Genomic DNA, 23,792 nt, shown 5'->3' on the forward strand with positions numbered 1-23,792 from the left:
AAAAAAATCCGATACTATTTCTAATATCGGATTGTGAAGCTATGAAAAGATCAGTCAAGTGATCATAAAAATATGCTTAACTGATCTGCATTACACCTAGAGTGGGCTTTATTGTGAAATGTGAACTACAATTATGCTTAAAAATAAATGAGTAATACATGTTGAAGCTAGTTAAGGATATCCGACAACGATATCGGTGGGGGTTATCAGCCATTGCTATTTTGATAACCATCTCTGCTGCCCTAATGCAGACTCTTTTTTATGTGCAAAAAGGGGATGCGAAGGTGATCAACATTGCCGGTAAGCAGCGGATGCTTTCACAAAAAATAGCGCTGCATGGAAATGCCTTGATCTATCAGGATTCAGAGCGTCTAAAAGAGCAACATCGTAGGTTGTTACAGCAGGCTGTAGAACAATTTGTGTCAGGACATCAGTTTTTACTTGAACAAGACAATGGCGAATTTATTCATTTAAACTCTGCACTCGAAGCGCATTACTTTTCTCCTCCAAACCAACTTGATGCGCATGTTAAGCGCTACATAAGTCAGGCTCAGCAGTTATTAAATAGTCGCACTAACTCCAGCAATATAGACAGTTCTATTTTTGTGAGCGAACAATTAGAGGCGCTGCTAACTAAGTTAGATCAAGCGGTAAAATTACTCGAGCAAGAATCGGTGTATAAAGTCACGATTATCTCGGTACTTGAGGTGGTGTTTTGGCTTGCTGCTATTGTGTTGTTAATCATAGAGCTTATTTTTATTTTTAAACCAATGGAAAAGCTGATTGCAAATACCATTCAGAAATACCAACAACAAAAAGAGTATGCAGAGCGGGTTAATAAAAATAAAGAGCGGTTTATTGCGCGAACAAGTCATGAGTTCAGAACCCCCTTGCAAGGTCTTACCTCGTCGATAGAAGCGCTTGATATTAGCGATAATCAACAACTGACGAAGCAACAAGCCATATACTGCGTTAACCGTTTGGTAGCTATGCTCGATGAGCTACTCGATTTACAACAGCTATCATCAGGCGACTGGCAGCTAAAGCCACATTCAAGCAACTTACTAACCACCTTGAATCAAGCTATTGCGCCTTATAAGTACGCGTGTAACGATAAAAATATTACGCTCAGTGTGAATATGTCTGAGGCATTAGACAAAGACGTGGTGACCGATCACGCAAGGCTACAACAAGTGCTTTCTGAGCTTATCAATAATGCGGTTAAGTTCACCCCTAAACAAGGTCGAATTGCCGTGAATGCGATTTGCAAAGGTCACAAACAGGTTATTCTGGAAGTGCAAGATAATGGCACCGGTTTTGAGCATCCTCCTGCTGAGCTACTTGACTTTGAGCATGATAGCGAACAGCATTTTCAGGGCTTAAAAACAGGCCTTTTACGGGTTATGCATATTGTAAAAGCACTGAATGGCAAGATTGAGTTTCAAAACGTTCAGCCTCATGGGGTTAAAGTCGTTATTCATTTGGATCTCGAAAATGCCCCCAAATCTGAAATGCCAATGCAGTTACCAACAAACCTGCATTGCTTAATAGTTGAAGATAATCCTCTCAATGCCACAATTTTAGGGCGTATTATTAGTCAGTTTGACTTTAGTTATGACATTGCGAGTAATGGCTTAATTGCGACAAGTATGACAGCTGAAAAAAAATACGATGTGATATTTATGGATTTAAACATGCCAGTTATGGATGGTTTTAAGGCAACAGATATTATCCGCAATGAACAATCGCTATTAACGCCGATACTTGCCGTAACAGCCAACACCTCGAATGAGGACTTGCAACGAATTTATGACTTAGGCGCCGATATGCATGTGTATAAGCCGATTTCAGTCGAGTCAGTGCAAAAAGCCCTCGGCGCATTATTCACAGAGGGCAAACAGGGATAAGTTGTTTAAAATGAAGAGTTAGTGTCTAACTTTTATGTCACCAACGCCGACTTCTACGTCAATGTTGTACTGACCGTTGCCTTGGTAACTTGACTGTGAGCTCACCACTTTACGGTGCGTGTTAGCCTCATTTTTTAAGCCACGAATTTTGGTATCACCAACACCTGACTCTAATTCAATGCGTTTGTAGTCATCAAGTGCACTATCGATCCGCACTGCACCGACACCCAGTTCAATCTCAACCGAATTGCTCAGTTCATTAATCTCAATGTCACCCACACCTAATTCAACATCAATCGCCATTGATTTTGGCATTTTAACTAACCAATTTTGTTGAATGTCATCGTTATCTAATTTCAAACTTAATAGATTAGCGCGTTGAGAGTGGTTCAGTTCGATGTCTGACAAGTCAATCTCTGAGCCAAACCAGCCTTTGTCATTTTTTGGCTCAATACGAATGGTGACGTGTACTTCGCTGCCGTCATAGCTTTGTACTTCTAAGCTGCCCACCGGAAAGTCGATATCAAGCTGACTGGCATTATTAATCGCAAACGTGTGATTGAGTTCACGTGAATCTTTTGCCATTGCTTGTGAGGTTGTCAGTATTAAGCCCACTGCTGCTACACCCAGTAATTTTTTCATTGTATGTTCCTGTTAATGACCTTTTATACCTTAGTCGCAGCGGTGATTAAAAAAGGTTTAAACGGTTTTTAATTTTTTATTGAATGCGGTAACGTCGAACTAAACATAACGTGGAATGAGGGTTCAAAGTGCAACAAACGCAGTTGGTTAATGTTAAAGCCAGCCTAAAAGGGCAGGGCAATGATGTATATTGTGTAGACAATTTAAGCATGACAGTATCAGCATCGCAGCACTGGGTGTTACTAGGTGCAAATGGGGCCGGAAAGTCGGCAATAGCGGCTGTTATCGCTGGGTTTGCTACTATCGAACAAGGCCAGTACACAAATAGTTTTGAGCGCGTCGCGCTGGTATCGCCAGATAGACAAAAGCAATTACTTGCAGAAGAATTAAACAAAGATCAGGACGATATTATTGAAGGGGTGTCTTCATTCAGTCGTGTCAGCGACCTCATTTTAGCAGGTCGAAGCCCTCAACAAATCGACAATCAGCTGCTCAATCAGCTATTAGGGACCTTTGATTTTGAAAGTAAACTACATAAAGCGTTTCGTGATTTATCGACCGGTGAAACACGTAAATTAATGCTGATCCAAGCGTTAATAGGTCAGCCTGAGCTATTGGTACTTGATGAGCCCTTTGATGGCTTAGATGTAGCAGCGATGACTGAATTGAACCATCAGTTAGCAAAGTTAAGTGAAACAACAACGATGGTTTTTGTGCTTAATCGCTTATCTGAGATTCCAGACTGTGTTGATCATTATGCGTTTATAAAAGACGGTAAAGTTACTCATCAATTAGCGCAGCCAAGTGCTGAACAGCGAGATGATTTACTTAAACTATTGCATCTAACACACACCGATTTAGAGATACCAGAGGCTGATAGTGACCATCAAGCACCACCGCTTATTGACCCTATCCTGGTTAAACTCACGAATGTGTCGGTCAGCTTTGGCGGAAAAGCTATTTTTGAAAAGCTTAATTGGCAAATTAATCAAGGCGAGCATTGGCAATTAACCGGCAAAAACGGTTCTGGTAAAACCTGCCTATTAAACCTCATTACTGGCGATAACCCACAGTGTTATAACAACGACATCAAGGTATTTGGTTATCAGCGGGGGAGTGGCGAAAGTATTTGGCAAATAAAGCAGCATATTGGTTATATTTCTAATGCGTTACACATGGACTACCGTGTGGGTACTTCGGCGTTGAATACGATTATTTCTGGTTTTTATGACAGTATTGGCCTTTATCAAAAAGCGAGTGATAAACAGCTGGCTATAGCTAAAAATTGGCTAGCACTACTTGGCTTAAGTGATAAACAAAACAGTTCATTTACTCAGTTGTCATTTGGTGATCAACGCTTGTTGTTGATTGCCCGCGCGATGGTTAAGCATCCTAACTTACTCATTCTCGATGAGCCATGTTTAGGGCTTGATGAGGCAAACAGACAGCGGGTTTTATTATTAATCAAAAAAATTTGCAGCGCAAAAACCAGTACCGTGATTTATGTTAATCACCATGCAAGCGATCACATTGCTGGAATAGCGCATTATTTAGAGATGGAAAATGACATAAAAAAAGCGCCTTAGGCGCTTTTTGGACATGCAATTGATTTAAATGCGTGTCACCGTAAAGCCTTTATCGGCTAGCTGTTTAAGTAAACCGTGCTGCTCAGGCAAATGCAGTGCCCCGACTGCTATAAATAGCTTTTCTTTACCGATACGCTTAGATAATTGCTCAACCCAGTTGTTGTTGCGATCAATTAGCATCACTTGTTCACTGAGTTCACCATACTGTGAGTCATCAAAACTTTCGTTATAAAATTGAGTGAGTGTTTCCATATCACCCGACTTCCACGCGTTTATTAAACCAAAGAAATAGGTGTCGGCATCGGCGAGTTGCGCGAAAGTTTCTTCAATCATTTTATCATTCATGATTGCCAAGTGTTCAAACATTTCCATTTGTCGTTCTAGCGTTTCAAGCTCACCCACTGAAATTTTATGGTCTTTAGCGTAAGCAAGGACTTGCTTGTCAATTCCGTATTGGTCAGAAAACCCCACTTTTTGAAACTCCATTTGCATCATGGTTATCATGACGGCCCACGGTGCTAAGTTTTTAAACATAGCAATATCTATGGACTTATCAGCAAAGTATTTTTGCAGTTTGGCATAGTTAGCTTCAGAGAGTTCTGACTGTAATGTTTTGCCGTCTTTTAGCATCATAAAAGGCAATGAGCGACGTTGCATATCGACAGGAGATATCGCACTGATATCGACTTCAACGATGACTTTATCGGTCTTATCAAGTGCATTGGTTACTTTGCTTGGCAGTCCTTGCATACTTTTATCACCGACATGCACCGTGCCGAATAAATATGAGGCAATGCCGTTTTTCTCTACTTTCCAAAGTCCTGGTTCAGCAAATACTTGCTGACTAAAGCCCAGTAGTAGTAGAACAAAAAACAGGGCATTAATACGCTGTATGAATTTCATAACTTTCCTTTTCATGCTGTTGTTGTTTTCAATACTAAACTAATTTTCACAGAGAGGTTTAATAAAATGAGGACAACCCGAAAAAAATTACCTATGAAAGCTAAAAATTAATCAATCATTTAATTGGTTATAACGAGGTGTGAAATTTCAATAGCTAGCTATATGTGAATTTTTAATCTTAAATACAGTTAATATTAGATATTTATTTCTTTAATTTCGTTTTTCGTGATGTTTTTTGAATTGATTTTTATGTTGACTTGAGGGGCTGGGCGCGGTACTAATAGAAAAAGGCAGCGGGATGGCTAGATTTCCGCAACAAATGACACGAATTTGGTATCAGTAAATGCTTACAAATAAACTATCTCTAATCCTAATTAACGTCGTGGTGATTATTATTACCGCGGGGGCTACTTAGTGCTTAGAGAAAAGTGAAGCATTAAAAAAGCCCCCCGCACTTAACAGTCCGGGGGGCTTTTTGTTTTAACCGCAAAAAATACACAATGTCACTGAGGAATGAGGATTTAAGATGACAGGCGCAGAGTTAACAATCGATTTATTAGCCAAACATGGCGTAAAGGATGTCTTTGGTTACCCGGGTGGTGCCATCATGCCTATTTACGACGCTTTGTATGGCGCGCCAGTCAAACATTATTTGACCCGTCATGAACAAGGCGCTGGCTTTGCCGCTGTAGGTTTTGCACGTAGTACGGGTAAGTTGGGAGTGTGTTTTGCAACGTCAGGCCCGGGTGCGACCAACCTTATCACGGCATTGGCTGATGCGATGATGGATTCGGTGCCATTACTGGCGATAACGGGGCAAGTGCCTACCGCAGCGATTGGCTCAGATGCATTCCAAGAGATTGATGTACTCGGTATGTCGTTGTCTTGTACAAAGCACAGCTACATGGTTGAACGCCCTGAAGATTTAGCTGAAATACTGCAAGAAGCCATCCACCTAGCGCAAACAGGGCGTCCGGGTCCTGTGTTAGTCGATATTCCTAAAGACATTCAAATGGCACAGGTGCCATTCCATCCTTGGTTAGCGGCAGAAGATACGTTGCCAAAACTTGACCCCAACCAAGTTGCCATTGCGAATCAAATATTAAGTGAAGCACAACGACCCGTTGCCTATGTGGGGGGCGGTGTACAAGCCGCAGATGCACAAAACGAGCTTATGCAGTTTTTAGAAAAAACCCACATGCCAGCGGTAACAACGTTAAAAGCGTTGGGGAGTGTGTTACCTGATTACGAGTACGACCTTGGCATGCTAGGTATGCACGGTGGCAAAGCGGCTAATTTAGCAGTACAAGAATGCGATGTTTTAGTGTGTATTGGTGCGCGCTTTGATGACCGAGTTACGGGCAACCTAAGTAAGTTTGCCGCAAAAGCTAAAGTTATTCATTTGGATATCGATGCAGCAGAAATCGGCAAACGAAAGCCTGTAAAAGCGTCTCTCGTCGCTGACTTAAAAACGTCTCTACCGCAACTCGATTGCTTTGTAACCCCAGATGAGTGGCTTTTGCACATTGAAAGTATGATGAAAGAGCATGCGTGGCGTTATGACTACCCGGGTGAAAAAGTATTTGCGCCTTACCTGCTAAATCAACTGAGCCAAAAAATGCCGAAGACCGGTGTGGTGTGCTGTGATGTGGGCCAGCATCAAATGTGGGTTGCACAGCATATGAAGTTTTCGCACCCCAGCAATCATTTAAGCAGTGGCGGGGCGGGTACGATGGGCTTTGGTTTGCCTGCGGCAATAGGTGCACAAGTGGCACGCCCAGACGATTTTGTTATTACGGTCTCGGGTGATGGCTCAATCATGATGAACATTCAAGAGCTGGCGACAATTCGCCGTAATAATTTACCAGTAAAAATACTTATCTTAGATAACCAGCGTTTAGGCATGGTACGTCAATGGCAGCAGTTATTTTTCGAGGGGCGTTATTCTGAGACCAATCTTTCAGATAACCCTGATTTTGTTCAACTCGCTGCAGTGTTTGGTATCCCAGGTCAAACTGTGACAAGAGCGGATGAAGTTGACACGGCGATTGATGCACTTGTGAATAGTCAAGGTCCTTACATTTTACATGTCTGTATCGATGACAAAGAAAATGTATGGCCGCTTGTACCACCCGGTGCAGCCAATGATGAGATGATGACGGAGACTGTAAAATGAAACACACCCTAACGATTGCACTCAAAAATCAAAGTGTCGCTGTTGAGCGCTTTTTACGCGTTGCCCGTCATCGCGGTTTTGATCTAACAAAAATGAACTTAGAAATGGCAGAAGATGCATTCAGAGTGACTATGACAGTGGTTAGCGATAAACCCATTCATTTATTAACGTCGCAGTTAAATAAATTGGTCGATGTAAAGCATGTGACGCTTGAGAGTCAGCTGCAACAGCAAGCAATTTAATCACAGACAAATTCAACAGGTAACTAGAGCAGCACAGACTATGCTTTAGTAAGAAATAAATTAGGAATGAGGAAGTCAGTGGCACGCCACTGCAACAACAGAGGTAACTATGGCTAAATTACGAAGTGCAACAACAACAGAAGGTCGTAAACGCGCAGGCGCACGTGCATTGTGGCGTGCAACAGGAATGACAGATAAGGACTTCGGTAAGCCAATTATCGCTGTTGTGAATTCATACACGCAGTTTGTTCCAGGGCATGTTCATTTAAATCAACTCAGTGAGTTAATGGCCGAAACGATTACTGAAGCGGGTGGTGTACCAAAAGAATTTAATACCATTGCGATTGATGATGGGATTGCGATGGGCCACGGCGGTATGCTGTATTCGCTACCTTCTCGCGATCTGATTGCTGACTCAGTAGAGTACATGGTTAACGCGCATTGTGCCGATGCGATGATCTGTATTTCTAACTGCGACAAAATCACCCCAGGTATGATGCTGGCTGCATTACGCTTAAATATTCCGGTTATCTTTGTGTCAGGTGGACCGATGGAAGCAGGTAAAACCCGCCTTGCTGATATCGACATTAAACTCGACTTAGTTGATGCCATGGTGAAAGGTGCCGATAGCTCAGTCAGCGACGAAGACTCAGACAAAGTAGAGCGCTCAGCGTGCCCAACGTGTGGTTCATGTTCGGGGATGTTTACGGCTAACTCAATGAACTGCTTATTAGAAGCAATTGGTTTGGCATTGCCTGGTAACGGCACAACACTTGCCACTCATAAAGACCGTAAACAGTTATATGTTGAAGCAGGCGCACGCATCGTTGATTTATGCCGTGAGTATTATCAAAAAGATAATGCCGACGTATTACCACGTGCCATCGCCAATCGCACCGCTTTTATGAATGCAATGGTGGTGGATATTGCAATGGGTGGCTCATCAAACACGGTGTTACATTTATTAGCCGCAGCCCAAGAAGCGGGTGTCGATTTTGATATGTCGCATATTGATGAGCTTTCACGCAAAACGCCTTTTTTATGTAAAGTTGCACCTGCCACAAGCAAATATCACATTGAAGACGTGCACCGCGCTGGTGGCATGATGGCAATTATCCGTGAGCTAGGTAAAGCGGGTTTAGTTGATTTGTCTGTGGATCACGTTGCTGGGATGACGATGGCGGAGTTAGTTGAGAAGTGGAATGCCACAGATCCAAACAATGCCGTTGCCCAAAAGTTCTATAAAGCAGGCCCAGCGGGTATCCGCACTACAAAGGCGATGAGCCAAGAATGTCGTTGGCCTGAACTGGATAACGATCGTGAAAATGGCTGTATTCGCAGTGTTGAAAATGCGTTTCGTCAAGATGGTGGCTTAGCGGTGCTGTCGGGAAATTTAGCGCTGGATGGTTGTATTGTTAAAAGTGCCGGTGTTGTTGAAGAAATGCTGCATTTTGAAGGCCCAGCAGTGGTTTACGAATCACAGGATGATTCAGTTGAAGGTATATTAAATGGTGAAGTAAAAGCGGGTGATGTTGTGGTGATCCGCTATGAAGGTCCAAAAGGGGGCCCAGGTATGCAAGAGATGTTGTACCCGACCAGCTACTTAAAATCGGTAGGTTTAGGTGAAAAATGTGCATTGATCACTGATGGCCGTTTTTCGGGTGGTACCTCTGGTTTGTCGATTGGTCATGTCTCGCCTGAGGCTGCCAGCGGGGGAGCAATTGCGTATGTAGAGAACGGCGATAAAATTATTATTGATATCGCCACCCGCGAAATCACCTTAGCCCTGAGCGATGAAGAGCTTGAAGCACGTAAGCAAAAGCAATTAGCACGTGGTAAAGAGGCCTTTAAACCACGCGATCGTGAGCGTTATGTATCATCGGCACTTAAAGCGTATGCATTATTGGCAACCAGTGCAGACAAAGGGGCGGTCCGTGATTTAGCTAAGCTTGAGGAGTTAAGTTAATCATGGTTTCACAGGAGCTCGATTATTTTCGCGCTATCATCCAAGCAAATATGGAGCCGCTTGCAAAGGTTACTGAGGTCAGTGAAATGGCCGAACTTAGCGCAAGGCTCGGTAATCATGTGTGGTTGAAGCGTGAAGACCAACAACCGGTTTATTCGTTTAAATTGCGCGGTGCATTCCATAAGTTGAGTAAGTTGCCAAAGGGCTCTGATGTGGTCACTGCATCGGCTGGCAACCATGCTCAAGGCGTCGCGTTAAGTGCATCGTTTTTAGGGCACAAAGCGACAATTGTTATGCCGGTAACCACACCCGAAATTAAAGTGAGTGCAGTGCGCGCGCTAGGTGGTGAGGTTGTATTACATGGTCATCACTTTGATGCAGCAAAAGCCCACGCGTTAGCGCTAACAGAGCAGCGCAATGGCGTATTTGTGCCTCCTTTTGATGACCCCGATGTCATTATTGGTCAAGGCACAGTTGCGCGAGAACTGATGCAGCAGCTAAACGACCTTGATGCCGTTTTTATTCCTGTTGGCGGTGGTGGCTTGTTGGCGGGAATGGCTGTGTACATAAAATCATTGCGACCTGATATCAAAGTAATTGGTGTTGAAGCGGATGAAAGTGCGTGTTTAAAAGCAGCATTAGAGGCGGGGAAACCTGTGGAGCTTGACCGCGTTGGTAGTTTTGCTGATGGCGTAGCGGTAAAAATAATCGGCACCGAAACGTTCCGCTTAGCACAAAAGTTTTGTGATGAAGTTGTGACCGTGAGTGGCGATGAGATTTGTGCTGCTATGCAGGATATCTTTGTTTCTACTCGTGCAATTGCTGAGCCTTCAGGGGCCTTATCGACAGCGGGTTTGAAAAAATGGTGTCAGCAAAGCGGTGTAAAAGGCTTAAATGTTGCTGCTATTTTATCGGGCGCGAATTTAAATTTTGATCGTTTACGCTACGTTGCTGAGCGCACTGCGTTGGGTGAAAAGAACGAAGCATTACTCGCCGTCACCATCAAAGAAGAAAAAGGCAGCTTTAAGCAATTTTGTGCTTCGTTAGGTGGCCGAGCTATTACAGAGTTTAATTACCGTTATGCAGGACCGGGTGAAGCACAAATATTTGTGGGTATTGCACTTCGCCAAGGTCAGCAAGAGCTAGATGAGTTAAAAGCAGTACTCACTGAAAATGGCTATACATTTTGTGACCTGTCAGATAACGAATTGGCTAAATTACACATTCGTTATATGGTGGGTGGAAAAGCCCCAGCGCAATTACATGAGCGATTATTACGTTTTGAATTTCCTGAATACCCAGGTGCATTAGCGCGATTTTTAGATACGTTAGGCAGTAACTGGAATATTACGTTATTCCATTATCGCAATCATGGTGGCTCTGTAGGTAATGTACTTGCTGCATTTGCCATCGAACCGAGTGATTACGACGTATTTAACGAGCATTTAAATCGTCTTGGTTATAATGTTCAGGATGAAACCAATAATCCATGTTTCACGCAATTTTTAACGACTCAAGGTCAAAAGTTGAGTGAAGCTAAAGCTGCCAATCAATAAACTGGGCTCCATCGAGGAGCCTTGATTTTTTGCATATTTTTCCTATAGTTATTGCACGATTGTAAAGCAAGGACGATGCGTGCGAGGAATGCGTTATTACTTAGGGTTACTCTGTTTAATGCTAAGCATAAGTGCCAATGGCTCAGACAAGGTGACCTTGCAACTAAAATGGACTCATCAATTCCAGTTCGCTGGCTATTACATGGCAGCAAAAAAAGGCTTTTATAAAGACGCTGGACTTGATGTCACTATTTTACCCGCAGATCCTAACAACCCTAACACGTTTGATCAGGTGTTAAATGGTCAAGCCGACTTTGCTATTACGCATTCTGGTATTTTGCAACAACGTGTGCAAGGTGCCCCCGTTGTTGCCTTAGCGGCTATGCTGCAGTTCTCCCCCTATTGTTGGATGGTTAAAAATAACTCTGATATTTTCCAGCCGCGTGATTTTGCGGGTAAAAAACTCAGTAAAATTAGCTCACTTGAAAACGCAGAGTTGTTAGTCATGCTGCAAAGGGCGGGGCTTGATTATCAAAGTTTAATGGCTGCAAGCCAAAAAGGCGGAATAGAGCAGTGGTTAGCTGGCGAACTTGATGCCGTGCAAGTGTATGTAACTAATGAGCCGTATACTTTAACACTGCGTGGTGTTGGGCACCGATTAATTTGTCCACAAAAATTTGGCCTGAATGTGTATGGCGATATTTTATATACCTCGCAGGCTATGCTTAAAAATAAACCGGATATAGTTGAGCGTTTTTATCAAGCAAGTTTAAAGGGATGGCGTTATGCACTGCATAATATGAATGAGAGTATTAATGTCACTCAGCATGATTATGCCCCGCACAAAAGTATGCAGGAACTTGCTTATGAAGCCGATGTACTCGCTAACTATATTCAGCCACCGGGCAGCAAGTTGGGGGGCATGTCGATGGCTAAATGGCGACTTATCGCTGACCTTTACAACATCGATCAAGACGAATTTGATCATGCATTTTCAGGGTTTATGTATGATCAACAGCAAAGCGAGGGCATAGAGTTATCTTGGATGCTTATTTTAGCGATAATATTGAGCATTGCATGTGTTCCTTTGTACATTGGTCTAATAAGCAATGGAAGGCGTTAAACCTCTTAAAAACTGTTATACTCACTTTTATTTTTTGTCGTTTTTGTAGTTATGACACTTGCCCAGCACTTTGCTGCTTTAGATACACTGCTTTATTCAACTCGCCAATACTGGCAATGCACGGCATTTGACTTTGATGATATTCCATGGCCTGAATTAACGTCTTTATTATGGGCGATTGATGACAGCCAAGTGAGTGAACTTGATGCCGACCAGCATGCTTTATATCAATACTTTTGCGATGCTATAGACGGTGTTGATGAACTTAATGCCTTATGCGAACTGCCCACAACAAAGTTGCCAAGGAATGAGTTTCCATTTTGGATCAGTAATGGCATCAAAGGACGCAAGTTTGAGCAGTTACAAGATTTTGTTGCAGCGATCAGCAAAAATTCACAGCAACACCCTGTTTTAGAGTGGTGTGCAGGCAAAGGACACTTAGGGCGGATGCTGGCATTTAGTGGCGCACCCTCGGTACACAGTATTGAACTACAAGAGCACCTGTGTGAGCAGGGAGCTCATAGTGCTAAGCAGCAACAATTAGCCATGCAGTTTTCACAAGCGAATGTATTAACGGATAACACCGATGCATTTTTTAAAACAGAGCAACATGCCGTCGCTTTACATGCATGTGGTCGTTTACACCAAACATTTATGCAGCAGGCAATTCGGGCCAAAACCCAGCAGATAAGCTTTTCACCCTGTTGTTATCACTTATTTACCGACGATGCCTACCAAGCAATGAGTGAGCATGCACAGCATAGTCAATTGACGCTAACCCATCGCGATTTAAAGCTGGCCTTGCAAGAAACCGTGACCGCACCAAGTCGGGTTGATAAAGTGAGAAAAACAGAAGTCGAGTGGCGACTTGGTTTTGATGCATTACGTAAATCAATTACCGGTGTTCAGCACTATGTGAGTGTGCCTTCCGTGAATAAAGCGGTATTTTCTGATTCTTTTAGGTCGTTTTGTTTGTGGGCAGCTGATAAAAAGTCACTACATATACCAGATGATATTGATTACAATGCATTTTTAGAGATAGGTAAGCAGCGTAAAAGGGTCACAGAACGCATTGAACTCATCCGACATGTGTTCAGAAGAGCAATTGAAGTTTGGCTCGTGCTCGATCGTGCTTTATATTTGCAACAACAAGGCTATCAGGTATCAGTAAGTACGTTTTGTGAAAAACAGCTCACACCAAGGAATATCTTGATCCAAGCTAATTATTAAAAATCGTAAAGAGGCGCAATGAGAAAGTTAAAAAATTTATTCGAAAATAATAGACGTTGGGCTGCGCGTACGAGTGAAAGTGATCCTGAGTTTTTTAAAATTCTATCAATGCAACAAAATCCCGAGTACTTGTGGATTGGCTGTTCGGACTCACGTGTACCCGCTAATGAGATAGTTGATTTATTACCGGGTGAGTTATTTGTACACCGTAACGTTGCAAATGTGGTTGTGCATACTGACCATAACTGTTTATCAGTCATGCAGTACGCGGTTGAAGTACTTAAAGTTAAGCACATTATGGTCGTTGGACACTATGGCTGTGGGGGGGTTCAAGCGGTTTTAAATGAAGCACGCTTTGGCTTAATTGATAACTGGCTACGTCATGTTGGTGATGTAAAAGAAAAACACATCGAACAGTTAAACGCATTACCAGAAAAAGAACGTTTAAACAGCCTGATTGAACTCAATGTAATTGAGCAAGTACGTAACGTGTGCCGTACTAATATCGTGCAAGATGCGTGGGCGAAAGGCCAAGAACTTACGATTCATGGTTGGGTGTATGGTTTAGCAAATGGTCATTTAAATGACCTTGAATCCGTGGTGACCTGTGCAGAAGAAGCCACAGAGACATACGGTACTGCGGTAAAACGTGTTTTCGAACGTATTGCAGAGAAAAGTTAAGACTTAAATGGATAGAAAAAAGGTGAGCTAAGTAGCTCACCTTTTTTATTGTTCGTCTTGTTTGCTAGCAAGTTGTTGTTCAAGTAAGGCAACCTTTTCTTCTAGCTCCGTGAGTTTTTCACGAGTTCGAATAAGTACTTGGCTTTGAATATCAAACTCATCACGGCTTACAAAGTCCATCTCAGCAAGTTTGTTTTGAATAGCTTGCTTCGTTTTACCTTCAATGGTGTCGGCAAGGTTTTTCACGCCTTGTGGCATGTTATCAGTGATTTGCTTTGCGATTTCTTCAAGTTTTGCTGGGTTGATCATCTTCGTCCCTTGAGTCACGTAAAAAAACAATCTTACCTTATTGGCTAGGCGTAGTGTAGTGATTACGGTAAAATTGCCAGTTATGTCTTTGGATAATTTCTTAGGGGCTTATGAAACTCAACCCAAAACAAGATGAAGCGGTAAAGTATATCAGTGGACCGTGTTTGGTATTAGCCGGCGCAGGCTCAGGTAAAACGCGTGTAATTACCAACAAAATCGCTTACTTGGTGCAAAAGTGTGAGTATCAAGCACGTAACATAGCAGCCGTGACCTTTACTAATAAAGCGGCAAAAGAGATGCGCGAGCGTGTTGCACAAACGCTTGGTAAGCAAGAGTCTAAAGGGTTATGGGTTTCGACATTTCATACCTTAGGTCTTGAGATCATCAAAAAAGAATTAACCACATTAGGCTTTAAGCCAGGATTCTCATTGTTTGATGATCAAGATACCAATCAATTATTAACCGAGCTTACAGAAGACGAACTAAAAAAAGACAAAGACTTATTAAACCTGTTAAAAATGCAGATAGGCAGTTGGAAGAACGAGCTTATTTTACCCGAACGGGCGATTCGTGAAGCGCGTGAGCCACAAAAAGCACTGTTTGCCCAGTTGTATGCCCGCTATCAAAATCAACTACGAGCTTATAATGCCCTCGATTTTGATGATCTGATCATGATCCCCACCTTGCTACTGGGACAAAATGCGACAGCACGTGAGCGTTGGCAACAGCGTTTTCGTTATTTGCTGGTGGATGAGTATCAAGATACGAATACGAGCCAGTATCAATTGGTTAAGTTATTAGTGGGTGAACGTGCTCGCTTTACGGTGGTGGGAGATGATGACCAATCAATTTATTCGTGGCGTGGTGCTAAACCACAAAATCTGGTGTTATTGAGTAAAGACTTTCCGGGTTTGCGTTTAATTAAACTTGAACAAAACTACCGAAGTGCAGGGCGTATTCTTAAAGCAGCCAATATTCTTATCGCTAATAATCCGCATGAGTTTGATAAAAAACTGTTCAGTGAACTAGGTTATGGTGAACCGATTAAAGTCATTGGCTGTCGTGACGAAGAGCATGAATCTGAACGCGTTGTTGCAGAGATCATTTCGCATAAGTTCATGAAGCGGACCAGCTATAAAGATTACGCCATTTTATATCGGGGGAATCACCAAGCGCGCGTATTCGAAAAAGCGCTGATGAGTAACCGTATCCCATATAAAATTAGTGGCGGAATGTCGTTTTTCTCACGTTCAGAAATTAAAGATATCATGGCGTATTTACGCTTGTTGGTTAATCAAGACGACGACAATGCATTTTTACGTATCGTGAATACCCCACGACGAGAAATAGGTACCGTCACTCTCGAAAAATTAGGCACACTTGCCAACGAAAAGCACATTAGTTTATTTGCTGCCTGCTTTGAGCCTGAACTTGCACATCGTTTAAAAGGGCGGGGCTTTAATGCGTTAGCAGGGTTTGCTCGTTGGGTGGTTGAACTGTCTGATAATGCAGTGCGGGGTGACACGCTCGAAGCGGTAAAAGAACTGGTCAGGCAAATTAATTACGAAGCGTATCTTTACGAGTCATCGCCTAGCGCAAAAGCCGCAGAAATGCGTATGAAGAATGTGTCGGAGTTATATCGTTGGATCACCGATATGCTGACCGGTGATGCCGATAACCCCCCGTTGAATTTAGCAGAAGTGGTGAGCAAGTTAACGCTGCGCGATATGCTTGAGCGCAATGAAGAAGAAGATGAATCTGATGCGGTACAACTTTTGACTTTGCATGCCTCAAAAGGCTTGGAATACCCGTATGTATTTATGGTGGGAATGGAAGAAGGGTTATTACCTCATCAAGTGAGCATCGACGAAGATAACGTTGAAGAAGAACGTCGTCTTGCTTACGTAGGTATCACAAGAGCCCAGCAAGAGTTGGTTATGACATACGCTAAGCTGCGCCGTCAGTTTGGTGAAACATCGGATACAGAGCTGAGTCGTTTTGTGCAGGAGTTACCACAGGATGATTTGGCCTTTGAAGCAAAGAAACCGCCTTCTTCACAAGCAGAGCGAATGGAGAAAGGTCAAGCACGTGTTGCTAACTTGCGTGCCATGCTTAAAAAGTAACGCCGTTATGCTCAATGCACATGTTTAAATATTTAAATCAAGCGGTATTGTCGAGTGTGTGCTTGTCGTCTCTTTATTGAAGGGCGCAAGTGCATGCTGTTTGCCAATAAACAGCGATAAGCCGTGTTTATCTAACAGGGTACGGTAGTTAAAAATCGATGGGCCTTTGGCTATGACTTGGATATTTTGAATATGGGTAATAGCCAGTACACCTTGAAGCTGTAAATGATAGTTTTCTTGTTGTAGCACACGCTTACTGAAAGTTGAGCTTAATAATAAGTAATCGAACTTAAATTCGGTCAGTAAGTTCAATTCACAGCGATCTTTTGCAAACTCATTCAAACCTATCGAGAATCCTTGTGCCACAAGACTTTTTAGGTTTTCTATTTGTACAGCCGATGCATAACGAATTTCTTGTTCATTAAATAATAAACATATCTTTTTAGCATCATGCGCTTTGAGAAGGTGACATAGCGCTTTAAAGTTGATGCGTTCAAGCACTAATCCTGAGCATGGAAATAACACCTTTTGTAACTTTGTTTGGGCGGCTAATGAAAAAGCTTGTTTGAGTAAACTCAGCTCAACTTCGAAATGCTGAATACGATCAGTGGCAAACTTCTTGAGTACTTCAAAGCTGGTACTGCCAAGTACAGGGTGTTCTCCAAACGCCTCTAATAGCGACTCAGCATGTGCTGACTCGTCAAGCGTAATGATTTCTGAGCTTCTAAAATGCATTGGTAAATCATCAAGGTGATGCATATTCTCAGCTTCATGCTGTGAGGTCGTCGCATTGAGTAAAGGATGAAAACACTCAAAGCGGTTGCGCCCTGCGTTTTTAGCATAATACATGGCCGCATCAGCATCACGAATAATCTCATCGGTGTGCTTGTAACTCGTTTTTGAGTAGGTAATCCCTATACTTGCACCGCTTTGAATACATTGACCTTTCATGCAGAAAGGTTTCTTCATGATTTCAATAATGCGTTTTGCAACATCTTCTGCTTGCTGCGGCTCTGTTAAATGGGTGAGCAAAACAACAAACTCATCGCCGCCTAATCGTGCAAGTAAATCATGTTCTCGAATACAGTGAGAAAATGATTCTGCGACACTAATTAAAAACTGATCCCCAGCTTGGTGACCTAATTGATCGTTAATATCTTTAAATTTATCTAAGTCGATAAACAGCACTGCAAATTGTTGCTCTGGATAGCGTTGATAATGCTGCAGCGTTTTTTCAAGCTGTGTTAAGAACAAGCTTCGATTCGGTAAGCTGGTGAGCGAGTCATGATGTGCATCGTGATATAACTGTTGTTCAATTTTTTTACGCTCTTCCATTTGCATTTGTAAGTGCATATTGGCTTGGCGCAATTCTTTGGTCTTTTCAGCAACGCGATGTTCAAGCTTTTGGTGGCTTTGCTTAAGTTCTTGGTTAGCTAAATGGGCTTGGATTACATTGGCGATTTGGTGTGAAACGAAGGTGATGAGTTCACAATCATCTTGGCTAAATTCATGTTTATTGTTATATGCTTGGCAAACAATTAAGCCAATTACCCCTTGTGATGTCTTTAGTGGCGCTCCTAACCAGCTGGTGGCAGATTCTTCGGGCGGAATATCTCTAGGCCTTTCTATGACACCCAGTTTTATGAGGCTTTTCGCGCGCTTTGCATCAATCACTTGGCATTTTTCGGTACTCAGTACCAACTCACTGTAGCCTTTAGCAAATGGCCGAGGTTCGGCATTATCGCTGTATTCATCAACGCAGTAAGGAAAGCTTAGCCAGTGAGATTGTTGGTCATACAGCGCAATATATAAGTTATCTGCGTACGTAATGGTTTTTATTATTTTGTGTACATGCTGATATACGTCTTCTAGATTTTCACTCAGTGTTGCAAGCTCAGAGATCTTAAACAGTATTTGCTGTCGTTCTAATGCTTTTTTTCGGTGTAATATTTCTTCATTGAGTGCCTGGTTACTTTGCGTCAGTGCGCGGGTGCGAATTTTGACTTCGGACTCAAGAAGTTCGCGCTTTTTAACGCGTTCTATAGCAGTTGCAAGGTAAAGTGACATCACTTCTAACAGTTCAATTTGCTGCTCAGAATAGCTTTGCGCTTTATCGTAGCTCTGCGCCACCATCACGCCAATGATGGTTTTGTCACGATAGACCGGTACGCCAACCCAGTGCTCTGCGGGGGTCCCTAAAGCTTTAAATTGACCCTTTTCAACAGCTTGTTGGGTTTGTTCTTTAGTAAAGTAGCTGGTTTTACCATGTTTGAATACATGACCAGTTAACCCCTCTTTGAAGTGTTGATCGTATTTTAAGGGCACAGAAAGGCCATCTTTTTCGTCTGCAAAATACGACAGTTCTAAAAGATCGTTCACAGGGTTGTGCAGCACAACGTAAAAGCTTTTACTTGGGATAAAGCTTTGCAATATATCGTGAATAGCGGGGTAAAGAAGGGTTAATTCGGCAACAGTGCTTGCTTGCTCTGATAACTGTAATAGAGCATGTTGCAAGTGATGAGATTGCTTATATTTTTGTATAAGCGATTTTAAGCGAGCATTTCTACGGACTAGCTTATCAATGTGTGTTGCTGAATCTTCCAATGATTTAGAACCAGTTTTTATTATTGTTTAAATATTGTTCTTTATAGTTCCACTTTTTTCGTAGATCGTCAAGTAGCAGATAGGCTAATTAAGGGGTTATACAGACAAGGTTGCTAGTACTAAATTATTATTTTTGTGCGTATTTCAGGCATAAAAAAAAGGGCCTAATAAATTAAGCCCTTCGTATTATGTTTATAACTGTTATTTGCTTGTCATAAAGTCGATAGCAGCACTGATTTCTTCATCAGAACAGTCCATACACGTACCTTTAGGAGGCATTGCATTGAAACCATTTAAGGCGTGATTAAGTAAAGTGTCTTTGCCTTTAGCGATACGAGGAGCCCAATCATCAGCTGATTTAGGTGCGCCTAATGCGCCAGTACCGTGACAAGCGAAACATGATGCTTGATACACCTGCTCGCCAGAACGAGGACCAGTAGGTTCAGCAGCCGCAGCAGCTTTATCACCTTCTAGATATACAGAACCAATTGGCGCTAGACGCTTCTTAATTGCGTCTTCAGTCAAAGAGTTGTCATACGCTTGTGCGTATGCCGTTGTTGCTAGCAGTAATAATGCAGCTGATAGTTTTTTCATTTTGCCTTGCTCACTTCGATTTGAACGTGATCAATCACGATATCTGACGGAAATTAGAACGATTATAACGCTAAGCCACAATTTATAAAATGCTCTGAAAGGCTTTTTCTTGATAAAAAAAGCCATTTTTTGCTCCAGCGCAATAAAAATCAGCTTTATGTGCTGAATCGCTACAGTGTTATTATGCCAGTTCTAATACTTTACTGACTAATTTTTCAATCCCAGCATCAGCCTCTAAAATGCTTTGCGCAAGCATATATGCAGGGGTTGTAACCACTTTATGTTGTTCATCTACAACAATGTCGTCAACGGCACAGTATTGGTGATCGCCGCCTAATTGTTGAATAGCCGCTGCGGTATCTTGGTCGTTACCAATGGTTGTTTTTACGCCTTGGCCATAAATAAGTGGCAGCATGGCAGGTGCAATACACATATATCCCGCTGCTTTATTTGCTTTAACAAACGCAGTACACGCATGGAGTACATCATCTTGTACTTGAGCATCTGCGCCTTTTACAGCAAAGTCAGATAAGTTTTTTGCCGCACCAAAGCCGCCGGGTATGATGAGTGCGTCAAATTCATTCACGTTTAGTTCTGTGATAGCTTTTATTTCGCCACGCGCAATACGTGCTGCTTCCACTAAAACATTACGATTTGGCGTCATCTCTTCACCGGTTAAGTGGTTAATGGTATGCAGTTGCTCAATGTCAGGAGCAAAACATTGATAGCGTGCACCTGCTTTGGCTATGTGTAGCAAAGTTAATACTGCTTCATTGATTTCTGCGCCATCGTAAACACCGCAACCCGCTAAAATTACAGCCACTTTTTTCATTAGATATTCCTCCTTAATGCAACTTTGGTTAGTGTATCAATTATGCGTGTCAGTCGACAAAATAAAAAAGTTTTCTGGGTCGACTGCTCGAGACGCTTGGTAAATTGCTGTTTATGCCTTTTTATAAAATACAAACGTACAAAAAAGTATAAAGGATCGCTATGATCTTTGATCCATTGTGCTAGAATACTCCTCCGGTTATGAAAAGGGATATTTATTCATCGTTAAGCAAGCAATGGACATGAGTAGCTAAAACCGTTTTCCACATCGGATAAAAATAATAAAAAAAGAACCTCGTATTATCTTTTTTAAACCAAAACATGTGCTTACAGAAAATTCCTAAATGTTTTTACATTTTGGGAGAATTGCTCGTGGGTTTTATCTACAAAGTTATCCACAGCTTGCTATTTATGAATGTGTTACTGCTCAATAATTCACAGTCGTTTTCTTCATAGCCTTATGGCATGCTTACAATCAATTTATTGTTATTCATTTAGGATCCAATTTCACCATGGCTCAGATCCCTGAAAATCCACTTATTCTTGTTGATGGTTCTTCCTATTTATTCCGCGCATATCATTCACCTCCTCACCTAACAAACTCGAAAGGAGAGGCTACAGGGGCTATTTATGGCGTCGTTAATATGCTTAAGAGTCTAATCAAACAATATGATCCGTCGCATATGGTGGTGGTGTTTGATGCCAAAGGTAAAACCTTTAGAAATGACATGTACAGTGAATATAAAGCGAATCGTCCACCTATGCCGGATGACTTACGCACACAAATAGCACCACTTCACAATATTATTAAGGCGATGGGTTTTCCGCTTATTAGTATTGAAGGGGTCGAGGCTGACGATGTTATTGGTACATTTGCACGCATTGCTTCTGAGCAACAACGCCATGTGTTGATCTCTACAGGTGATAAAGATATGGCGCAGCTTGTGAATGAGCACGTCACACTTATTAATACCATGACCGATAGTATTTCAGACCCTGACACGGTGGTTGAAAAGTTTGGTGTAGGCCCTGAATTGATCATCGACTACTTAGCGCTGATGGGCGACAAGGTTGATAACATTCCTGGCGTTGATGGTTGCGGCCCTAAAACTGCGGTGAAATGGTTACAAAAGTATGGCTCGTTACAAGGTGTAATCGATCATGCCGGTGAGATCAAAGGCAAAATAGGCGAAAAGCTGGCAGCTGCGCTTGAACATTTACCACTGAGTTACGAACTGGCAACGATAAAATGTGATGTAGAGGTTGAATCTGACCTAGAAAGCTTCAAGTTACAAGAGCCTAATCGAGATGAGTTAATTGCTTTATACGGTGAGTGCGAGTTCCGTCGCTGGTTAGCTGAATTACTCGATAACCCGAAAGACGCAGATACACATTTAGATGTACCAACCGAAGAAAATGAATTGCCCCAAGTGAGTGATGCTCATTACGAAACCATTCTTACTGAGCAACAACTTGATACGCTAGTTAAGCAGTTAAATGAGGCTGAGTTATTTGCCTTTGATACCGAAACAACCAGCCTTGATTACATGCAGGCACAATTAGTTGGTATGAGCTTTGCGGTTAAGGCCGGCGAAGCGGCGTATATTCCGGTTGCTCACGATTATCCCGATGCGCCAGAACAATTAACACTCGACACGGTAATGGCAAAAATTGGCCCAATTTTAGCCGACGAGCGCAAAGCGAAAGTGGGGCAAAACCTAAAATACGATAAAAGTGTACTGGCTAATGCTGGGTTTGAATTAAACGGTATAAAATACGACACGATGTTGGAGTCGTATGTATTTAATAGTGTGGGCAGTCGTCATGATATGGACTCGTTAGCACTTAAATACCTAGGGCATAAAAATATCAGTTTTGAAGAGATTGCTGGAAAAGGCAAAAAGCAGCTGACTTTTAATCAAATTGAACTTGAAAAAGCAGCGCCATATGCTGCTGAAGACGCTGATATTACATTACGCTTACACGAGGTGTTGTGGCCGAAGATTGAAGCTGATAGCCAACTTAAATCAGTATTTGAAGAGATTGAGTTACCGCTTGTCTCTGTACTTTCAGATATTGAGCGTACTGGTGTCGCGATTGACAGTACCATGTTAGCTGCCCATAGCCAGCGATTGGGTGAACGTTTACTCGAGCTTGAACAAGAAGCATATGACATGGCGGGTGAAAAGTTTAACTTAGGCTCACCTAAACAACTACAAGCAATTTTATTTGAGAAGCTTGAACTGCCAGTAATTAAAAAAACGCCAAAAGGGGCGCCATCTACAGCTGAAGAAGTATTGCAAGAGCTGGCGCATGATTATCCTTTGCCTAAAGTAATCATTGAGCATCGTGGTTTATCAAAGTTGAAATCAACTTACACAGATAAGCTGCCATTAATGGTGAATGAGCGTACCAAACGCGTACATACCTCGTATCATCAAGCGGTAACGGCAACAGGGCGTTTAAGTTCAACAGATCCTAACTTACAAAATATTCCGATCCGCTCGGAAGAAGGGCGTCGTATCCGTGAAGCATTTATTGCGGCTGCGGGCCATAAAATTGTGGCTGCCGATTACAGCCAAATTGAATTACGTATTATGGCGCATTTATCGCAAGATAAAGGCTTACTGACCGCCTTTGCCAATGGCTTAGACGTACACAGTGCAACAGCGGCAGAGGTCTTTGGTGTTAGTCTTGAGGACGTCACCAGCGATATGCGTCGTAAAGCGAAAGCTGTCAATTTTGGCTTAATTTACGGTATGTCGGCATTTGGTTTATCTCGTCAATTAGATGTGCCTCGCCACGAAGCACAGCACTATATTGATAAGTACTTTGAGCGTTTCCCAGGTGTACTTGAATACATGGAAACGACGCGTCAAAAAGCGGCGGATAAAGGGTATGTAGAAACCATTTTTGGTCGACGCTTACATTTACCTGAGATCAATGCGCGTAATGGCGCACGACGTAAAGCGGCAGAACGTGCTGCTATTAACGCGCCAATGCAAGGTACTGCCGCCGATATTATTAAAAAAGCAATGCTTAAAGTGCATCAGTGGGTAAATGCCCAAGCCGAAGGCGCAGTGAAGCTACTTATGCAAGTACACGATGAATTAGTGTTTGAAATTAAAGAAGAGTGTGTTGATGAGTTCAAAGCTGAAATCTGTAAGCTGATGTCAGAAGCTGCGACCCTTGATGTCCCCCTTATTGTTGAAGCAGACAGTGGGGATAACTGGCAGCAAGCTCACTAGTTTTGCTGATTTTATGCCGAATATCTTGCTTAATGCTGGGTATTCGGCAATGAGGATAACCTGCACATTAA

Annotated in this window: 17 protein-coding genes; 11 read left to right on the forward strand and 6 right to left on the reverse strand. The window is 42.4% G+C overall.

Annotation, left to right across the window (positions count from 1 at the left end; genetic code table 11):
- The first annotated feature begins 158 nt into the window (after window positions 1-158).
- Window positions 159-1,907 carry a response regulator gene (locus tag BM378_RS17095; RefSeq protein ID WP_074989661.1) on the forward strand — a complete coding sequence of 583 codons (1,749 nt, stop codon included), beginning with the start codon at window positions 159-161 and terminating at the stop codon, window positions 1,905-1,907.
- Between the two features lie 18 nt (window positions 1,908-1,925).
- Here BM378_RS17095 and BM378_RS17100 read toward each other — a convergent pair whose 3' ends face one another.
- Window positions 1,926-2,549, reverse strand: coding sequence for a toast rack family protein (locus tag BM378_RS17100; protein ID WP_065978250.1), 624 nt, complete (start codon window positions 2,547-2,549; stop codon window positions 1,926-1,928).
- A gap of 128 nt (window positions 2,550-2,677) precedes the next feature.
- Between BM378_RS17100 and modF the strand changes: the two genes are divergently transcribed.
- On the forward strand, window positions 2,678-4,135 hold the full coding sequence (gene modF, locus BM378_RS17105; protein ID WP_074989662.1) for a molybdate ABC transporter ATP-binding protein ModF: 1,458 nt from the start codon (window positions 2,678-2,680) through the stop codon (window positions 4,133-4,135).
- A gap of 24 nt (window positions 4,136-4,159) precedes the next feature.
- Here modF and BM378_RS17110 read toward each other — a convergent pair whose 3' ends face one another.
- On the reverse strand, window positions 4,160-5,038 hold the full coding sequence (locus BM378_RS17110) for a TraB/GumN family protein (protein WP_036971526.1): 879 nt from the start codon (window positions 5,036-5,038) through the stop codon (window positions 4,160-4,162).
- 526 nt (window positions 5,039-5,564) lie between these two features.
- Here BM378_RS17110 and ilvG point away from each other — a divergent pair.
- From ilvG to can, 7 genes are all read left to right on the forward strand, one after another.
- Window positions 5,565-7,214 (forward strand): acetolactate synthase 2 catalytic subunit, encoded by a 1,650-nt coding sequence (ilvG, locus tag BM378_RS17115; RefSeq protein ID WP_036971524.1) that lies wholly within the window; start codon window positions 5,565-5,567, stop codon window positions 7,212-7,214.
- The gene (gene ilvM, locus BM378_RS17120; protein ID WP_036971521.1) at window positions 7,211-7,456 is read left to right on the forward strand and encodes an acetolactate synthase 2 small subunit; all 246 of its coding nucleotides are present in this window, start codon (window positions 7,211-7,213) and stop codon (window positions 7,454-7,456) included. Before ilvG ends, ilvM begins: the two co-directional genes overlap by 4 nt.
- A gap of 109 nt (window positions 7,457-7,565) precedes the next feature.
- Window positions 7,566-9,422 (forward strand): dihydroxy-acid dehydratase, encoded by a 1,857-nt coding sequence (gene ilvD / locus BM378_RS17125; RefSeq protein WP_036971518.1) that lies wholly within the window; start codon window positions 7,566-7,568, stop codon window positions 9,420-9,422.
- A 2-nt stretch (window positions 9,423-9,424) separates the two neighbouring features.
- A complete protein-coding gene (gene ilvA / locus BM378_RS17130) occupies window positions 9,425-10,978 on the forward strand; it encodes a threonine ammonia-lyase, biosynthetic (RefSeq protein ID WP_065978247.1) in 1,554 nt (517 codons plus the stop codon).
- Window positions 10,979-11,096: 118 nt separating this feature from the next.
- Window positions 11,097-12,101 carry an ABC transporter substrate-binding protein gene (locus BM378_RS17135; RefSeq protein WP_074989678.1) on the forward strand — a complete coding sequence of 335 codons (1,005 nt, stop codon included), beginning with the start codon at window positions 11,097-11,099 and terminating at the stop codon, window positions 12,099-12,101.
- Window positions 12,102-12,152: 51 nt separating this feature from the next.
- Window positions 12,153-13,331, forward strand: coding sequence for a methyltransferase (locus tag BM378_RS17140; protein ID WP_074989663.1), 1,179 nt, complete (start codon window positions 12,153-12,155; stop codon window positions 13,329-13,331).
- A gap of 18 nt (window positions 13,332-13,349) precedes the next feature.
- Window positions 13,350-14,012, forward strand: a complete 663-nt coding sequence (gene can / locus BM378_RS17145) for a carbonate dehydratase (RefSeq protein WP_036971509.1) — start codon at window positions 13,350-13,352, stop codon at window positions 14,010-14,012.
- Between the two features lie 45 nt (window positions 14,013-14,057).
- On the opposite strand, the gene ubiK is transcribed toward can, so the two are convergent.
- On the reverse strand, window positions 14,058-14,321 hold the full coding sequence (gene ubiK, locus BM378_RS17150; protein ID WP_036971505.1) for a ubiquinone biosynthesis accessory factor UbiK: 264 nt from the start codon (window positions 14,319-14,321) through the stop codon (window positions 14,058-14,060).
- 110 nt (window positions 14,322-14,431) lie between these two features.
- Between ubiK and rep the strand changes: the two genes are divergently transcribed.
- Window positions 14,432-16,444: a DNA helicase Rep gene (gene rep / locus BM378_RS17155; RefSeq protein ID WP_036971502.1), complete on the forward strand. Its 2,013-nt coding sequence runs from the start codon at window positions 14,432-14,434 to the stop codon at window positions 16,442-16,444.
- Window positions 16,445-16,468: 24 nt separating this feature from the next.
- Here the strand turns inward: rep and BM378_RS17160 are convergent, their stop codons facing one another.
- From BM378_RS17160 to elbB, 3 genes are all read right to left on the reverse strand, one after another.
- Complete coding sequence (locus BM378_RS17160) at window positions 16,469-19,048, reverse strand: diguanylate cyclase domain-containing protein (protein WP_036971496.1); 2,580 nt, start codon at window positions 19,046-19,048, stop codon at window positions 16,469-16,471.
- A 201-nt stretch (window positions 19,049-19,249) separates the two neighbouring features.
- Entirely contained in the window at window positions 19,250-19,642 is a 393-nt protein-coding gene (locus BM378_RS17165; protein ID WP_065978244.1) for a c-type cytochrome, read from the reverse strand.
- 181 nt (window positions 19,643-19,823) lie between these two features.
- A complete protein-coding gene (gene elbB, locus BM378_RS17170) occupies window positions 19,824-20,474 on the reverse strand; it encodes an isoprenoid biosynthesis glyoxalase ElbB (RefSeq protein ID WP_036971490.1) in 651 nt (216 codons plus the stop codon).
- Window positions 20,475-20,985: 511 nt separating this feature from the next.
- Between elbB and polA the strand changes: the two genes are divergently transcribed.
- The gene (gene polA / locus BM378_RS17175; RefSeq protein ID WP_074989664.1) at window positions 20,986-23,721 is read left to right on the forward strand and encodes a DNA polymerase I; all 2,736 of its coding nucleotides are present in this window, start codon (window positions 20,986-20,988) and stop codon (window positions 23,719-23,721) included.
- The last annotated feature ends 71 nt before the right edge of the window (window positions 23,722-23,792 follow it).

The organism is Pseudoalteromonas lipolytica (assembly GCF_900116435.1).
In the GTDB taxonomy this organism is placed as follows: domain Bacteria; phylum Pseudomonadota; class Gammaproteobacteria; order Enterobacterales; family Alteromonadaceae; genus Pseudoalteromonas; species Pseudoalteromonas lipolytica.

Coding starts and splice junctions, on each gene's coding strand:
- polA (WP_074989664.1), top strand. CDS start 20,986: ATGGCTCAGATCCCTGAAAATCCACTTATTCTTGTTGATGGTTCTTCC.
- ilvA (WP_065978247.1), top strand. CDS start 9,425: ATGGTTTCACAGGAGCTCGATTATTTTCGCGCTATCATCCAAGCAAAT.
- ubiK (WP_036971505.1), bottom strand. CDS start 14,321: ATGATCAACCCAGCAAAACTTGAAGAAATCGCAAAGCAAATCACTGAT.
- BM378_RS17110 (WP_036971526.1), bottom strand. CDS start 5,038: ATGAAATTCATACAGCGTATTAATGCCCTGTTTTTTGTTCTACTACTA.
- BM378_RS17140 (WP_074989663.1), top strand. CDS start 12,153: ATGACACTTGCCCAGCACTTTGCTGCTTTAGATACACTGCTTTATTCA.
- rep (WP_036971502.1), top strand. CDS start 14,432: ATGAAACTCAACCCAAAACAAGATGAAGCGGTAAAGTATATCAGTGGA.
- BM378_RS17135 (WP_074989678.1), top strand. CDS start 11,097: ATGCTAAGCATAAGTGCCAATGGCTCAGACAAGGTGACCTTGCAACTA.
- ilvD (WP_036971518.1), top strand. CDS start 7,566: ATGGCTAAATTACGAAGTGCAACAACAACAGAAGGTCGTAAACGCGCA.
- can (WP_036971509.1), top strand. CDS start 13,350: ATGAGAAAGTTAAAAAATTTATTCGAAAATAATAGACGTTGGGCTGCG.
- BM378_RS17165 (WP_065978244.1), bottom strand. CDS start 19,642: ATGAAAAAACTATCAGCTGCATTATTACTGCTAGCAACAACGGCATAC.
- ilvG (WP_036971524.1), top strand. CDS start 5,565: ATGACAGGCGCAGAGTTAACAATCGATTTATTAGCCAAACATGGCGTA.
- elbB (WP_036971490.1), bottom strand. CDS start 20,474: ATGAAAAAAGTGGCTGTAATTTTAGCGGGTTGCGGTGTTTACGATGGC.
- BM378_RS17095 (WP_074989661.1), top strand. CDS start 159: ATGTTGAAGCTAGTTAAGGATATCCGACAACGATATCGGTGGGGGTTA.
- BM378_RS17100 (WP_065978250.1), bottom strand. CDS start 2,549: ATGAAAAAATTACTGGGTGTAGCAGCAGTGGGCTTAATACTGACAACC.
- ilvM (WP_036971521.1), top strand. CDS start 7,211: ATGAAACACACCCTAACGATTGCACTCAAAAATCAAAGTGTCGCTGTT.